Below are 14,501 nucleotides of genomic sequence, written 5' to 3' on the forward strand. Positions count from 1 at the left end.
GATAATGACCTACGTAGTGACCGAATCCTGTATCCGCTGCAAATACACCGATTGCGTGGATGTCTGTCCCGTCGATTGTTTCCGGGAGGGGCCGAATTTTCTTGTCATCGATCCGGAAGAGTGTATTGACTGTACGCTTTGCGTCGCAGAATGTCCGGTCGAGGCGATTTACGCTGAGGACGATGTGCCGGACGATCAGCGCGATTTCATCGCGCTCAATGCGGAGCTTTCGCGGCAATGGGGGCCGATCGTCGAGCGCAAGGATGCGCTTCCTGACGCAGACGATTGGGCGCAGCGCAAGGACAAGCTCTCGGAGCTGAAGCGCTGAATTCTGCAGACCTGCATTGTTGAGAAAGGGGCAGGACGAAACCAGGAATTGAGGCGCAGGGCTGGGCGCGAACTACAGGGATAGCCGTCGCTTCCGCGGGGATGAGCAATGCCGCTGTGCGCCCCAAGGCCTGTTTTCGCGTTTCGGCATTGCGGAGCGGACGGCCAGTACGGGTGTTCCCTTGTTGGTCGCTGCATCCCGATACACTAAGATGGCACCGCGTAGCTCACGGAGAATGGCAAATGCTGGTTAGCGAGATACTTGCGATCAAGGGAAAGGTCTTATATACGATCGCGCCCGAGCGCCCGCTTGGCGAGGCCGTTGAAGTCATGAACGAGCAGGATGTCGGTTCGGTCGTGGTATTTTCCGGTGGCAAGATGGCAGGTATCCTGACTTTTCGGGAGGTCTTGCGCGCTGTGCAGGCCGGCGGTTCAGGCTGGGCGGAGATGCCGGTCGGCGACGCGATGCTGGCGGAACCGTTGACCGCGGCGCCGAACATGGAAATGGATGAGTTGCGGCGTCTGATGATCGAGCAGCATCAGCGCTATCTTCCGGTCATGGATGGCGGTACGCTGATGGGCGTGGTTTCCTTCCACGATGTCGCCAAGGCGGTCCTCGAGGAGCAAAGCTTCGAGAACCGTATGCTCAAGAATTACATTCGCAACTGGCCCGAAGAGGCCGGGGAAGCGTAAGAAATCGACGAGCCAAAGCCGCCGGCAAGTCCGGCGGTCCAGGCTCGGGTTGGAGGCGGTGCGCCTGACGCATCGTGACGCCTAGGGAGGGCGGAGCCGGTGAAGCATGACTTCACTGGCGCTTTTTCCAACCTGAAGACAAGGAGACATCATGGAAAAGGTCTGGCTTAAGACCTATCCCGAGGGCGTGCCCGCCGAGATAGACGTCGATCAGTACTCATCGATCGGCGATCTTTTCGAGGAAGGGGTGAGAAAGTTCGCGGATCGCGAAGCCTACACCTGCATGGGTAAGTCGATCACCTACGCAGAACTCGATCGCCTCTCGGCGGCCTTTGCCGCCTACCTCCAGCAGGTCATCAAGCTGCCACCGAAAGCGCGTGTGGCACTGATGATGCCCAACGTCCTGCAGTATCCGGTGGCGATGTTTGGCGTGCTGCGCGCGGGATACACGGTGGTTAACGTCAACCCGCTCTACACTCCGCGTGAGCTCGAGCATCAGCTCAAGGACTCCGGAGCCGAGACGATTGTCATCGTCGAGAATTTCGCACACACGCTTGAGCAGGTGATAGGGCGGGTGCCGATCGCCAACGTGGTGGTCACGAGCCTCGGCGAGATGCTGGGCTTCCCCAAAGGTATGATCGTTGATTTCGTCGTGCGACGGATCAAGAAGATGGTGCCCGCCTGGAATCTGCCCGGTGCGGTGAGAATGACCAGTGCGCTCAAGCTGGGCGCGGCCGAGCGCTTGCAGCCCGTTGACGTCGGGCATGAGGATATCGCCTATCTGCAGTACACCGGCGGCACAACAGGCGTGGCCAAAGGCGCGGTACTCACGCATCGGAACATCATCGCCAACCTTCAACAGGCGCATGCGTGGATTGGATCTCATGTCAAAGAGGGGAGCGAGATCATCATTACCGCCTTGCCCCTGTATCACATCTTCTCGCTGACCGCGAACTGCCTGACCTTCTTCAAGCTCGGTGCGACCAATGTGTTGATCACCAATCCGCGTGATATTCCCGGCTTCATAAAGGAGATGGGTAAGCACCGTTTCACGGTGATTACAGGGGTCAATACCCTGTTCAATGCCCTGCTGCACAACCCTGAGTTCGCCAAGCTCGACTTTTCGTCGTTCAAGCTTGCGCTTGGTGGCGGCATGGCGGTTCAGCAGGCGGTGGCCGAGAAGTGGCAAGCGGTGACTGGCAAGCCGCTGATCGAGGCCTACGGCCTGACCGAAACCTCTCCGGCTGCGACGATCAATCCACTGACGATTACGGCATTCACCCACTCGATCGGTCTGCCGATCTCGTCGACCGAGATCAGCATCCGCGACGATGAGGGCAAGGAAGTCGGAATCGGGCAGCCGGGAGAGTTGTGCATCCGGGGGCCTCAGGTGATGCGCGAGTACTGGAATCGCCCGGAGGAGACCGCCAAGGTATTCACAAGTGATGGGTTCTTGAGGACCGGCGATATTGCGACTGTGGATGAGGCCGGTTTCGTGAGACTCATCGACCGGAAAAAGGACATGATTCTGGTGTCCGGTTTCAACGTCTTTCCGAATGAAGTGGAAGACGTGGTTGCGACTCATTCCGGTGTCCTCGAAGTCGCCGCCGTCGGGGTGCCGGACGAAAGAAGCGGTGAGGCGGTCAAGCTCTTCGTGGTGCGTAAGGATCCGCAGTTGACCAAAGAGGCAATCATCGCTCACTGCCGGGAGAACCTTACAGCCTACAAGGTGCCGCACATCATCGAGTTCCGCGACGAGTTGCCGAAAACCAACGTCGGCAAGGTACTGCGGCGCATGCTCCGCGACGGCAAGGCTTGAGAGAAGGGACGTGCGCGCATCGCTTGGCAGCGATGCGCGCACGTCCCAACTGGATTTTTTTCTTGTGCTGCAATGCATATGCCGGCTAGAATCCGAGCAGTCCTGTAGCGACAAACTCATGAACGCAATTTCCCTGAACCTCGCTGTAGTCTCGATCGTACGCGTAGTAGTAGGCGTAGGCGGTCGCGCGTCGCAAGGGTAGGGAAAGCAGGCTAACCGATTCCAACCCCCGCCGGCGCGCAAGCCCGGCGGGGGTTTTGTTTTTTTTGGCCGCCGGATTTGCAGGACCGGACCTTAGATCCAGAGGAGTGAACCATGAAGCAGATGACCGGCGCGCAACTGATTGTGCGCCTGCTCGAGCGGCAGGGCGTGCGAACTATCGCGGGCATCCCCGGCGGCGCAATATTGCCGCTTTACGATGCTTTGTCAGGCAGTGACGTGATTCGCCATGTGCTCGCCCGGCATGAACAGGGCGCGGGTTTCATGGCGCAGGGCATGGCGCGGGTTTCCGGGCGCCCCGAAGTCTGTTTCGCCTCCAGCGGTCCCGGCGCGACCAACCTAGTCACGGCGATCGCCGATGCGATGCTCGACTCCATCCCGATGGTCGCCATCACCGGTCAGGTGCCGCTGCCGATGATCGGGACCGATGCATTCCAGGAGGTGGACATCTACGGCATCACGGTGCCGATCACCAAACACAACTTCCTGGTGCGCTCGGCCACCGAGTTGCTCGAAGTGATCCCGGAAGCCTTCCGCCTGGCAATGTCCGGTCGGCCCGGTCCGGTACTCGTCGATGTGCCCAAGGATGTGCAGAACCAACTGATCGAGATCGAGACCTTGCCTGAACCCGCAGAGCCGGACCCGGCGCCGGTACTCGATCTGGCTGCCATCGAACGTGCCGCGGAAATGATCAACGCAGCAGAGCGGCCGGTGCTGTACCTGGGTGGTGGTGTGATTCACAGTGGTGCGTCGCAACAGGCGGTGACCCTGGCGGAACAGGCAAGCCTGCCGACGACGATGACGTTGATGGGGCTCGGGGCGCTGCCGCTCGACCATCCGCTGTCCATCGGCATGCTCGGTATGCATGCCGCGCGCTACACCAACTTCGTGCTCGAGGAGGCGGATCTGCTGATCTGTGTCGGGGCGAGATTCGACGACCGGGCGATCGGCAAGGCGGCACAGTTCTGTCCGAACGCCAACATCATCCACATCGATGTCGATCCGTCCGAACTGCACAAGATCAAGACGGCCCATGTCGCGATCAATGGCGACGTCGCCAAAGTGCTCGACGCGCTCCTTCCGCAGGTCAAGGTCAAGCTGCGCGATGCCTGGCTCGCCCAGGTCGACGGGTTGCGCAATCGCTACCCGATGGAGATGCCGGCTCGCGACGACCCGCGCAGCCACTACGGGCTGATTCACGCGGTGGCTTCGGCGCTCGACGACGAGGCGATCATCACGACCGACGTCGGTCAGCACCAGATGTGGGTGGCGCAGGCTTATCCGTTCAGGCGCCCGCGACAGTGGCTGACCTCGGGCGGCCTTGGCACCATGGGTTTCGGTATGCCAGCGGCGGTCGGCGCGGCACTTGCCGCGCCCGAGCGGACGGTGGTGTGCTTCTCGGGCGATGGCAGCTTGTTGATGAATATCCAGGAGCTGGCAACGCTTGCCGAAGAAGGGCTCAACGTCAAGATCGTCTTGATGAACAACAACTCGCTTGGCCTGGTGTACCAGCAGCAGAACCTCTTCTATGGCAAGCGTGTGTTTGCATCGAAGTATCGCGGGGCTCCCAACTTTCTGCGGATCGCAGAGGGCTTTGGCATTGCCGCGGTGGATCTGGATGCCGCCGCCAATCCCGCCGAGACCCTGGCGCAGGCCTTGTCTGCGCCCGGCCCGTGCCTGATTCACGCGTCCATCGACCGTGAGCAGTTCGTGTTCCCCATGGTGCCGCCGGGTGCGGCCAACACCGAGATGATCGGAGGCTGAAATGATCGAGCAAGTTGCTGAACCCCTTGAGCAGGCGGGCATCACCAAAGTGGTGCTCGAGCTCGATGTGAACAACCACCCGGGCGTCATGAGTCATATCTGCAACCTCTTCGCGCGTCGGGCGTTCAACGTCGAAGGGATTCTTTGTATGCCGACGCCGAACACCGACCGCAGCCGCATCTGGTTGCTGGTGTTCGAGGATCGACGCCTCGAGCAGATGATTCTTCAGCTCGAGAAGCTGGTCGACGTGCTTGCGGTCCGCCGACACGGCGCCGAGCACGAGGTTTTCGTGCGTCTCGAGCAGTTCTTCCACTGATCGCGCGATTGCGGGTGCGGCGGGAGGCGCGTGTCTCCCGCCATGCTAAACTCGCGCGCCTTGAAGACAACAACTACGCGAGCGGGCCATGTCCGGAAACACCTTCGGCAAACTCTTCTGCGTGACTTCGTTCGGCGAGTCGCACGGACCAGCCATTGGCTGTGTGGTGGATGGCTGTCCGCCGGGACTCGCCATCGATGTGTCCGATATTCAGCGTGAGCTCGACCGGCGCAAGCCGGGCACCTCGCGTCACGTCACCCAGCGTCGGGAGCCGGATGAGGTCGAGATTCTGTCCGGGGTTTTTGAAGGGGTGACCACTGGTGCGCCGATCGGCTTGCTCATCCGCAATACCGATCAGCGCTCGCGCGATTACGGCAACATCGCCGACACTTTCCGGCCGGGGCATGCCGACTATGCCTACGAGCAGAAATACGGTTTGCGTGACTATCGCGGTGGCGGTCGTTCATCCGCACGCGAGACCGCGGTGCGTGTCGCAGCTGGTGCGATTGCTCGCAAGTGGTTGCGCGAACGCTATGGTGTGGTGATTCGCGGTTACATGGCTCAACTCGGCGAAGTCGAGATTCCGTTCGTCGACTGGAACGAGGTTGACTGCAATCCGTTCTTCGCGCCGAATGCGGCCATGGTGCCGCAGCTCGAGGACTACATGGACACCTTGCGCAAGTCCGGGGATTCGATCGGGGCGCGTATCAACGTGGTGGCGACAGGCGTGCCGCCGGGTTGGGGTGAGCCGGTCTATGACCGCCTGGACGCGGACATTGCGCATGCGATGATGGGCATCAACGCGGTCAAGGGCATCGAGATCGGCGCAGGTTTTTCCAGTGTGGCGCAGCGCGGCACCGAACACTCCGACGAAATGACGCCCGAGGGCTATGTCAGCAATAACGCCGGCGGTGTTCTGGGAGGAATCTCCACCGGGCAGGACGTGATCGTCAGCATGGCGATCAAGCCGACCTCAAGCATCCGCCTCGACCGGCGCTCCATCGATCGAAGTGGCAAGCCGGTGGTGGTCAACACCCATGGCCGTCACGACCCCTGCGTTGGTATCCGCGCGACCCCGATCGCCGAGGCGATGCTGGCGCTGGTGCTCATCGATCATGCCTTGCGCCAGCGTGCTCAAGGGATGGACGTGAATAGCCAAACGCCGGTCATTCCGCGCCTCAGCCCGGATGGAGAGCAGAGCCCTCCGGCACCGACCGAATAACTGTCAGGCGTCAAAGACACGTTTTCGTGTTGCCGGTCTTGCGAGGCATGCCGCTGCGTCCCGAAATCGATGTCGCGGGCCATTAGAATGACGTGATGCTTCCTTTCTGGCGCCTGTCCGGCTACTACTTCGCCTATTTCGCGTTCATTGGCGCATTCGCGCCGTATTTCACTCTTTACCTGCAGTCACTGGCATTTTCGGCGACAGACATCGCGATACTGATGTCGTTGATGCAGTTGATGCGAATCATCGCTCCCAATCTGTGGGGTTGGTTGTCGGAGCGTACCGGCGTGCGAATGCCCATCGTACGGGTCTCGGCGCTCGCGAGTCTGCTCGGCTTCTGCCTGTTCTTCGTCACCAGCGACTTCTTCGGGGTTTTCGTCGCGATGGCGCTGATGAGTTTTTTCTGGAGCGCCGCGCTCCCGCTGGTGGAGAGCACGACGTTCAATCATCTGGGCGGGGAAGGGCATCGCTACGGCACCATCCGTTCCTGGGGCTCGGCCGGTTTCATCGTCGCGGTACTGCTCATTGGTTACGCGCTCGACCATCTGCCGGTGTCCTCGCTGCTGTGGATGAGCACCTTGATTCTCGCGACGATCCTGCTGTGCGCAGTATGGGTACCGGAAGCCGGGCGTCCGGTAGAGGCGCGGCTCCCGGCCAGCCTCGCGACAACGTTGAGGCAGCCCCATATACAGGCACTTTTCGGGGCCTGTTTCTTCATGTCGGCCGCCCATGGTGCGCTCTACGTTTTCTACTCCATCTATCTGGTCGAGAACGGTTATGGCAAGTCGCTTGTCGGATGGATGTGGACGCTTGGTGTGCTGTCGGAGATCGTGGTGTTCCTGCTGATGCCGCGCATGGCAAGGCGCTTCAGCATGCGTTCGGTGTTGCTGTTTGCGTTTGCTGCCGCGGTCGTACGCTTCGTAATGATCGGTTGGGGTGTCGGGAGCCTGCCGATACTTGTTGTTGCACAACTGCTCCACGGCGCGACATTCGGCGCCTATCATGCAGCGGCGATCACGCTGGTAAACCGATGGTTTCCCGGCAGATTACAGGCGAGTGGGCAAGCCTTGTACGGCAGCCTGTCGTTTGGCGCCGGCGGTATGATCGGAGGCTTGCTCAGCGGTTTTACCTGGGACAGCATCGGTGCGGCCTGGACGTTTACGATCGGATCGGGGTTCGCGCTGATTGGGCTGGTTTGGCTGATTCGCGGTTTGCTCGAGCCGCGTGAAGACTGAGGGTTCAAAGGATGTTCGGACGTTCGAGACTATTGCTTGTCGCGCTGCTTGCGCTGTTGCTCGGTGCGTGTCAGACGGTGCAGACCACCGGGGCCGGCGCGGTGGGTGTTCAACGCCAGCAGATGATGATGGTTTCCGCGCAGGAGGTCGAGCAGGCCTCCGCGCTGCAATATCGCGAGGTCATCGAAGCGGCACGCAAAGCCGGAAAACTGGACCGCGATGCCCGTCAGGTCGCACGGGTGCGCACTATCATGAACCGGCTTGTGCCGCATACCGGCGCATTCCGTGCAGATGCGCCGCGCTGGGCGTGGGAGATCCATGTTCTGCAGTCTGATGATCTCAACGCGTGGTGCATGGCCGGGGGCAAGATGGCGATCTACTCGGGGTTGATCGAGCGCCTGCAACTGACCGACGACGAGATCGCCGCGGTGATGGGGCATGAGATGGCACATGCCTTGCGCGAGCATGCGCGGGAGCGTGTGTCGCGAAGCATGGCGACCGGGATGGGGGTGTCGATTGCGAGTGCGGTACTCGGCGTCGGCGGGCCCGGGCAGGACATCATGTCGTCCATCGCCCGAGTCACGTTCGAGTTGCCGCATTCCCGCCTGCATGAAACCGAGGCCGACCGGATCGGTGTCGAACTGGCGGCGCGAGCCGGTTACGACCCGAGAGCCGCGGTGACGCTGTGGGACAAGATGGCGACCCGGTCCGGGGCGGCACCACCTCAATGGCTGTCCACCCATCCGGCTCACGCGAACCGAAAGCGCGAGCTGACCGAGGCCGCCAATCGCGTGATGCCACTCTACGTAGGCGCGAGACGGTGACTTTGCCTGATATCGCGGGAGGGCGGCAACGCTATTCAGCGTTGGCGCCCTGTGAAATAATTGAACGTTTCGATTCAGTGGAAGTGATCGGATGAAGCCCCAAACCTTGTACGAGAAACTCTGGGAGAGCCATCTCGTCCGTCAGCAGGACGACGGTACCGCGCTGATCTACATTGACCGCCATCTGGTCCATGAGGTCACCAGCCCGCAGGCCTTTGAGGGCCTCAAGCTGGCCGGCCGCAAGCCGTGGCGGGTCAGTTCGATTGTCGCTACCGCCGACCACAACACCCCGACCGACCATTGGGACGAGGGCATCAAGGATCCGGTGTCGCGCACCCAGGTTGAGACGCTGGACGCCAACATTCGCGAGTACGGTGCGCTGACCTATTTCCCGTTCCGTGACGAGCGCCAGGGCATCGTGCATGTGATCGGGCCCGAGAACGGTGCGACCCTTCCCGGCATGACCGTGGTCTGCGGCGACTCGCATACGTCCACGCACGGCGCGTTTGCCTGTCTCGCGCACGGTATCGGCACCTCCGAGGTCGAGCATGTGCTCGCAACCCAGTGTCTGCTGCAAAAGAAGTCGCGGACCATGCTGGTGCGGGTCGATGGCGAAGTTGGGCCGGGCGTGACCGCCAAGGACATCGTGCTCGCCATCATCGGGCGTATCGGCACCGCTGGCGGAACCGGCTTTGCGATCGAGTTCGGTGGCTCTGCGATCCGTGCGTTGTCGATGGAAGGCCGGATGACGGTGTGCAACATGGCGATCGAGGCGGGTGCGCGTGCCGGTCTGGTGGCGGTGGATGACACCACCATCGACTACCTGCGTGGCAAGCCCTACGCCCCGAGCGGGGATGCTTGGGACAAGGCGGTTGCCTATTGGCGTACCCTGCATTCGGATGCCGGTGCCGAGTTCGACAAGGTCGTCGTACTCGATGCGAGCGAGATCGAGCCGCAGGTTACCTGGGGCACCTCGCCCGAGATGGTTGCCGGTGTCACTGGCCGGGTGCCGAATCCAGCCTCGATCGATGACCCGGTCAAGCGCGACGGCGTCGAGCGCGCGCTCAAGTACATGGGTCTGTCGCCGGACATGCCGATCGGCGAGATTCCGGTCGATCAGGTCTTCATTGGCTCATGTACCAATTCGCGCATCGAGGATTTGCGCGAGGCAGCCAAAGTGGCGCGGGGCCGGCGTAAGGCGGACAGCGTCAAACGGGTGCTCGTGGTGCCGGGTTCGGGCCTGGTCAAGCGCCAGGCCGAGGCCGAGGGCTTGCACGAGGTGTTTCTGGCGGCGGGTTTCGAGTGGCGCGAACCCGGTTGTTCGATGTGCCTGGCGATGAACGCCGACCGCCTCGAGGCTGGCGAGCACTGTGCCTCGACATCCAACCGGAACTTCGAAGGGCGCCAGGGTGCTGGCGGACGAACTCACCTGGTCAGCCCCGCAATGGCGGCCGCGGCCGCGGTCGAGGGGCGCTTCGTGGATGTGCGTAATCTGCTGTGAGGAGAATGGCATGAAACTGACCGCAATGGTGCTTGGCGCGTTGTTCATCGGGTTGGCTTTGGCTGGTTGCAACACCATTCATGGCGTCGGCAAGGATATCGAGAAGGGTGGCGAAGCCATTCAGAGGGCCGTGAAATAATGAACGCATTCAAGTTACTGGACGGCTTGGTGGCGCCGCTTGATCGCGCCAATGTCGATACCGATGCAATCATCCCCAAGCAATTCCTCAAGTCGATCAAGCGCAGCGGCTTTGGGCCGAACCTGTTCGACGAATGGCGTTATCTCGACCACGGCGAGCCTGGCCAGGATTGCAGCGCGCGCCCGAAGAACCCGGATTTCGTCCTCAATCAGCCGCGCTATCAGGGCGCGCAGGTTCTGCTCACCCGTGACAACTTCGGGTGTGGCAGTTCGCGAGAGCATGCGCCCTGGGCGCTGGAGGATTTCGGCATCCGGGTGCTGATCGGGCCGAGTTTTGCAGACATTTTCTTCAACAACTGTTTCAAGAACGGCTTGCTGCCGATCGTGATTCCCGCAGAGACCGTCGATACGCTTTTTCGCGAATGCGTGGCTACCGAGGGCTATCGACTGGCGATCGATCTCGAGTCGCAGACGATTACCCGCCCCAACGGCGAGCTGGTGAGATTCGAGGTCGACGCCTTCCGCAAGGAGTGTTTGCTCAACGGTTGGGACGATATCGGTCTGACCCTTCGTCATGCCGAAGAGATTCGTGCCTTCGAGCAGAAGCGCCGTGACATGCATCCCTACTATTTCGCCTGAGTGCCTTGGCCCCGGGCTTGTCTGGAGAAGTGATGAAGATCTGTGTATTGCCGGGTGACGGCATCGGTCCCGAGATCATGGCCGAGGCCGTTCGGGTACTCGAAGCACTCGAACTGGGCTTCGAGATGGAAGAGGCGCTGATCGGTGGCGGTGCGGTGGATGCCACGGGCACTCCCTATCCGGAGGCGACCAGCCGGCTGGCAAAGGCTGCCGATGCAGTCCTGCTGGGCGCTGTAGGTGGCCCGAAATGGGACACGCTCCCGCGTGAGCAGCGCCCCGAGCGAGGCCTCCTGGCAATCCGCAAGGAGCTCGGCCTGTTTGCCAATCTTCGTCCCGCGATTCTCTATCCGGAGCTGGCAAACGCTTCCTCGCTGAAGCCAGAGGTGGTTGCCGGCCTCGACATTCTCATCGTCCGCGAGCTCACCGGTGACATCTATTTCGGTCAGCCGCGCGGGGTCGAGGAGCGTGGCGGCGAGCGCTACGGTTTCAACACCATGCACTACACTGAAAGCGAGATTCGGCGTATCGGTCGGGTCGCGTTCGAGGCCGCTCGCAAACGCGGCAAGCGCTTGTGCTCGGTCGACAAGATGAACGTGCTCGAGACCACCCAGTTGTGGAGGGACGTGATGACCGAGCTCGCGCCCGAGTACCCGGACGTCGAGCTCAGCCACATGCTGGTCGATAACGCCGCGATGCAGCTGGTGCGTGCGCCCAAGCAGTTCGACGTGATGGTCACCGGCAACATGTTTGGTGACATTCTCTCGGACGAAGCCTCGATGCTGACCGGTTCGATCGGCATGTTGCCGTCCGCTTCGCTGGACGAGAACAACAAGGGTTTGTACGAGCCGTCTCACGGCTCTGCGCCGGACATCGCTGGAAAGGGTGTCGCCAACCCGCTCGCCACGATACTTTCGGTGGCGATGATGTTGCGCTATACGTTCGGCCGGGAGGAAGCTGCGCTGCGCGTCGAGGGGGCGGTGAAGAAGGTGCTTGCGCAGGGTTATCGCACCGGTGACATCTTCGAACCGGGGACCAGCCGGGTCGGCACGAGACAAATGGGCGACGCCGTTCTTGCGGCACTTTGAACACAGAACACGGATTCAAGAGGGTAAGCAGATGACAAAGGTTGGTTTGGTCGGTTGGCGCGGAATGGTCGGTTCCGTTCTCATGCAGCGCATGGTCGAGGAGGGCGACTTCGATCACATCGAACCGATCTACTTCTCCACCTCGAACGCGGGCGGCGAAGCGCCGTCTTTTGGCGGCAAGCAGGCCGCCGCGCCGCTGCAGGACGCGAGTAACGTCGAAGCACTCAAGGCTTGCGACATCGTCATCACCTGCCAGGGTGGTGACTACACCAAGGCGGTGTATCCGCAACTGCGGGCCGCGGGCTGGAATGGTCACTGGATCGACGCCGCCAGCGCGCTGCGCATGGCGGACGAATCGGTCATCGTGCTCGATCCGGTCAATATGGACGTCATCAAGAAGGCACTGGCTAACGGCGGTCGCGACTGGATCGGCGGAAACTGCACGGTATCCCTGATGCTGATGGGTCTCGGCGGGCTGTTCCGTCACGACCTGGTTGAATGGGTCTCGGCCATGACCTACCAGGCTGCCTCGGGCGCCGGTGCGCAAAACATGCGCGAGCTGCTGTCGCAGATGGGCGCCTTGCACGATGCGGTCAAGGCTGAGCTCGCCGATCCGGCCTCTGCGATCCTCGATATCGATCGCAAGGTCAGTGAAACCATGCGCTCTGCGGATTTCCCAGTGAAGAACTTCCGTGGCACGGCTTTGGCTGGCAGCCTTATCCCCTGGATCGACGTTCCGGTCGAGCACGGTCAGTCCAAGGAAGAGTGGAAGGGCGGCTCCGAGTGCAACAAGATCCTTGGTCGAGCTGCGTTCCGCAGTGAGGGGAGCATCCCGATCGACGGCCTGTGTGTTCGCATCGGGGCGATGCGCTGCCATTCGCAGGGCCTGACCATCAAGCTCAGGAAGGATGTGCCGCTTGATGAGGTGAGCGACATCATCGCGAGTGCAAACGAGTGGGTTCGCGTGGTACCCAACGAGCGTGAGGTCACCGAGCGCGAGCTGACGCCCGCGGCAGTAACCGGCAAGCTCACGATACCAGTCGGCCGCTTGCACAAGCTTGCCATGGGTCCGGAATACCTCGGTGCATTCACCGTGGGGGATCAACTGCTCTGGGGAGCAGCCGAACCGCTTCGGCGTATGCTCAGGATTCTTCTGGACGCCTGATGTGATAACGCAACAAAGGCCGCCTCGAGCGGCCTTTGTTGCGTTTTGTCGCCCGGTGAGGCGAGACACTGTGAGTCGCGGTTAAAGTTCGGCCGCAAATTGACGTCATTGAACCAAGAAGTTCCATATTAAATAAAGAATTGCTGTCAAAAGCTCAAGAAAATGCTAGATTCGTAACGCGGCTGGTTTCAAGAGTTGCTCAAATACCGATTTGTTTGGCCCTTTTTGGCGCCCGAAGGGGTGTGTCCTACGCTATGACATCTATGAAAACGACGCTAAAGGCAACGCTGGTCGCGACTGCGATCGCAACACTTCCCCTGAGTAGTTTCGCGGCCGGATTGGGAGGTTTGAACGTGCTTAGCGGCCTTGGTCAGCCGCTTCGTGCCGAGATCGAGGTACAGGCGACGCCCGAGGAGCTTCGCACCCTCTCCGCGAGGGTCGCGCCTCCAGATGCCTTTGTTCGTGCAAACGTCGGCTATTCGCCGATCATGTCGGCCTTGAATTTTTCGATCGAAACGCGTGGCAACCGCTCCGTGGTTCGTGTCACCAGCGATCGTCCGATCGATGAACCCTTTCTCGAGATGCTCGTCGAGCTCAACTGGTCGGAAGGGCGTTTGTTGCGTCAATACACTTTTCTGCTGGATCCCGTAGAACTTGCACGGCCGCCGGTTGCGGCCGCTACGATAGACCGTCCCTCTGCTGCGCCAGCCGTCGCACCCCGCCCAGCACCGACTCCTCGCCCGGCTGCAGCCGCCGCTGGTAGCCAGTATCAGGTCGCCAGGGGAGACACACTCCATGGAATCGCGACCCGTAATCGTCCGGCCAATACCACGGTCGAGCAAATGATGATCGCGCTGTTGCGACAGAATCCGGCCGCCTTCGTTGATGGCAACATCAATCGCTTGCGCGCCGGCGCCATCCTTACGATACCGGAAAGCTCAGCAGTACAAGGGATCACGGCTAACGATGCTCGCCGTGAGGTCGTGGCGCAGACGACGGACTTCGAGGCCTATCGCCGAGGACTTGCGACTGCAGTCGCCGAGCGTCCCGCGGCACCTGCCCCGACCGACGCACGCGAACAAGTTGGTGAAATCGTGCCACGCGTTGCCGAGCCCCAAGCGGCGGACCTGCCGCGTGATCGTGTCGAGGTTTCCGGAGCTGCGCAGGAGGGGGTCGATGGCGATCGCGCCGCCCGGCTTCAGGCGCTTGAGGAAGAGCTCGTGGCCCGGGAGCGGTCTTTGGAAGAAGCCTATGATCGCCTGAGCGAGCTTGAGCAAAGCATTCGCGATCTGCAGGGGCTGATCGAGCTTCGTAATACGGCGCTTGCACAAATGCAGGAGCAATTGGCCGCCGCAGGGGTGACCGAGCCCGCAGCGCCGCCGATCGCCGCTGAGCCTGAATCCGAGGCGCCGCCGGCCGCAGTTGAATCCGAGCTCGAGGCGCCCGCCCTGGCCGAAGCCGATGTGGGCGATGTACCGCTCGACGCGGCCGAGCTTGACGTCGCGGACCTTCCGGATCTCGATGCATTGCTCGCTGACGCCGATGTCGCCG

At 61.4% G+C, this 14,501-nt stretch carries 14 protein-coding genes; all 14 read left to right on the forward strand.

Annotation, left to right across the window (positions count from 1 at the left end):
- The first annotated feature begins 4 nt into the window (after nucleotides 1-4).
- The gene (fdxA, locus tag GPA21_RS14530; protein ID WP_168988867.1) at nucleotides 5-328 is read left to right on the forward strand and encodes a ferredoxin FdxA; all 324 of its coding nucleotides are present in this window, start codon (nucleotides 5-7) and stop codon (nucleotides 326-328) included.
- 242 nt (nucleotides 329-570) lie between these two features.
- The gene (locus tag GPA21_RS14535; protein ID WP_168988855.1) at nucleotides 571-1,020 is read left to right on the forward strand and encodes a CBS domain-containing protein; all 450 of its coding nucleotides are present in this window, start codon (nucleotides 571-573) and stop codon (nucleotides 1,018-1,020) included.
- 151 nt (nucleotides 1,021-1,171) lie between these two features.
- The gene (locus GPA21_RS14540) at nucleotides 1,172-2,839 is read left to right on the forward strand and encodes a long-chain-fatty-acid--CoA ligase (RefSeq protein ID WP_168988856.1); all 1,668 of its coding nucleotides are present in this window, start codon (nucleotides 1,172-1,174) and stop codon (nucleotides 2,837-2,839) included.
- Between the two features lie 315 nt (nucleotides 2,840-3,154).
- On the forward strand, nucleotides 3,155-4,822 hold the full coding sequence (gene ilvB, locus GPA21_RS14545; RefSeq protein WP_168988857.1) for an acetolactate synthase large subunit: 1,668 nt from the start codon (nucleotides 3,155-3,157) through the stop codon (nucleotides 4,820-4,822).
- A gap of 1 nt (nucleotide 4,823) precedes the next feature.
- Nucleotides 4,824-5,138 carry an acetolactate synthase small subunit gene (gene ilvN, locus GPA21_RS14550; protein WP_168988858.1) on the forward strand — a complete coding sequence of 105 codons (315 nt, stop codon included), beginning with the start codon at nucleotides 4,824-4,826 and terminating at the stop codon, nucleotides 5,136-5,138.
- Between the two features lie 88 nt (nucleotides 5,139-5,226).
- The gene (aroC, locus tag GPA21_RS14555) at nucleotides 5,227-6,360 is read left to right on the forward strand and encodes a chorismate synthase (protein ID WP_168988859.1); all 1,134 of its coding nucleotides are present in this window, start codon (nucleotides 5,227-5,229) and stop codon (nucleotides 6,358-6,360) included.
- Between the two features lie 95 nt (nucleotides 6,361-6,455).
- On the forward strand, nucleotides 6,456-7,598 hold the full coding sequence (locus tag GPA21_RS14560) for an MFS transporter (protein ID WP_168988860.1): 1,143 nt from the start codon (nucleotides 6,456-6,458) through the stop codon (nucleotides 7,596-7,598).
- 11 nt (nucleotides 7,599-7,609) lie between these two features.
- Nucleotides 7,610-8,422: a M48 family metallopeptidase gene (locus GPA21_RS14565; RefSeq protein WP_168988861.1), complete on the forward strand. Its 813-nt coding sequence runs from the start codon at nucleotides 7,610-7,612 to the stop codon at nucleotides 8,420-8,422.
- Nucleotides 8,423-8,513: 91 nt separating this feature from the next.
- The gene (gene leuC, locus GPA21_RS14570) at nucleotides 8,514-9,923 is read left to right on the forward strand and encodes a 3-isopropylmalate dehydratase large subunit (protein WP_168988862.1); all 1,410 of its coding nucleotides are present in this window, start codon (nucleotides 8,514-8,516) and stop codon (nucleotides 9,921-9,923) included.
- A gap of 10 nt (nucleotides 9,924-9,933) precedes the next feature.
- A complete protein-coding gene (locus tag GPA21_RS14575) occupies nucleotides 9,934-10,062 on the forward strand; it encodes an entericidin A/B family lipoprotein (RefSeq protein WP_168988863.1) in 129 nt (42 codons plus the stop codon).
- A complete protein-coding gene (gene leuD / locus GPA21_RS14580; protein ID WP_168988864.1) occupies nucleotides 10,062-10,700 on the forward strand; it encodes a 3-isopropylmalate dehydratase small subunit in 639 nt (212 codons plus the stop codon). The genes GPA21_RS14575 and leuD overlap by 1 nt, the downstream gene beginning before the upstream one ends.
- A gap of 32 nt (nucleotides 10,701-10,732) precedes the next feature.
- Nucleotides 10,733-11,785 (forward strand): 3-isopropylmalate dehydrogenase, encoded by a 1,053-nt coding sequence (gene leuB / locus GPA21_RS14585; protein WP_168988865.1) that lies wholly within the window; start codon nucleotides 10,733-10,735, stop codon nucleotides 11,783-11,785.
- Between the two features lie 31 nt (nucleotides 11,786-11,816).
- On the forward strand, nucleotides 11,817-12,950 hold the full coding sequence (gene asd / locus GPA21_RS14590; RefSeq protein ID WP_168988866.1) for an aspartate-semialdehyde dehydrogenase: 1,134 nt from the start codon (nucleotides 11,817-11,819) through the stop codon (nucleotides 12,948-12,950).
- Nucleotides 12,951-13,213: 263 nt separating this feature from the next.
- Nucleotides 13,214-14,501 (forward strand): type IV pilus assembly protein FimV (locus GPA21_RS14595; protein WP_281355952.1); only part of this gene is annotated, 1,288 nt, incomplete at its 3' end.

Origin of the sequence: Azoarcus taiwanensis (genome assembly GCF_012910885.1) — a bacterium.
Taxonomy (GTDB): Bacteria; Pseudomonadota; Gammaproteobacteria; order Burkholderiales; family Rhodocyclaceae; genus Azoarcus_F; species Azoarcus_F taiwanensis.

What these genes read in the sequence shown, in the direction of transcription:
- asd (WP_168988866.1), top strand. Translation starts at nt 11,817, where the DNA reads ATGACAAAGGTTGGTTTGGTCGGTTGGCGCGGAATGGTCGGTTCCGTT.
- ilvB (WP_168988857.1), top strand. Translation starts at nt 3,155, where the DNA reads ATGAAGCAGATGACCGGCGCGCAACTGATTGTGCGCCTGCTCGAGCGG.
- GPA21_RS14575 (WP_168988863.1), top strand. Translation starts at nt 9,934, where the DNA reads ATGAAACTGACCGCAATGGTGCTTGGCGCGTTGTTCATCGGGTTGGCT.
- ilvN (WP_168988858.1), top strand. Translation starts at nt 4,824, where the DNA reads ATGATCGAGCAAGTTGCTGAACCCCTTGAGCAGGCGGGCATCACCAAA.
- GPA21_RS14535 (WP_168988855.1), top strand. Translation starts at nt 571, where the DNA reads ATGCTGGTTAGCGAGATACTTGCGATCAAGGGAAAGGTCTTATATACG.
- GPA21_RS14560 (WP_168988860.1), top strand. Translation starts at nt 6,456, where the DNA reads ATGCTTCCTTTCTGGCGCCTGTCCGGCTACTACTTCGCCTATTTCGCG.
- GPA21_RS14540 (WP_168988856.1), top strand. Translation starts at nt 1,172, where the DNA reads ATGGAAAAGGTCTGGCTTAAGACCTATCCCGAGGGCGTGCCCGCCGAG.
- leuD (WP_168988864.1), top strand. Translation starts at nt 10,062, where the DNA reads ATGAACGCATTCAAGTTACTGGACGGCTTGGTGGCGCCGCTTGATCGC.
- aroC (WP_168988859.1), top strand. Translation starts at nt 5,227, where the DNA reads ATGTCCGGAAACACCTTCGGCAAACTCTTCTGCGTGACTTCGTTCGGC.
- fdxA (WP_168988867.1), top strand. Translation starts at nt 5, where the DNA reads ATGACCTACGTAGTGACCGAATCCTGTATCCGCTGCAAATACACCGAT.
- leuB (WP_168988865.1), top strand. Translation starts at nt 10,733, where the DNA reads ATGAAGATCTGTGTATTGCCGGGTGACGGCATCGGTCCCGAGATCATG.
- GPA21_RS14565 (WP_168988861.1), top strand. Translation starts at nt 7,610, where the DNA reads ATGTTCGGACGTTCGAGACTATTGCTTGTCGCGCTGCTTGCGCTGTTG.
- leuC (WP_168988862.1), top strand. Translation starts at nt 8,514, where the DNA reads ATGAAGCCCCAAACCTTGTACGAGAAACTCTGGGAGAGCCATCTCGTC.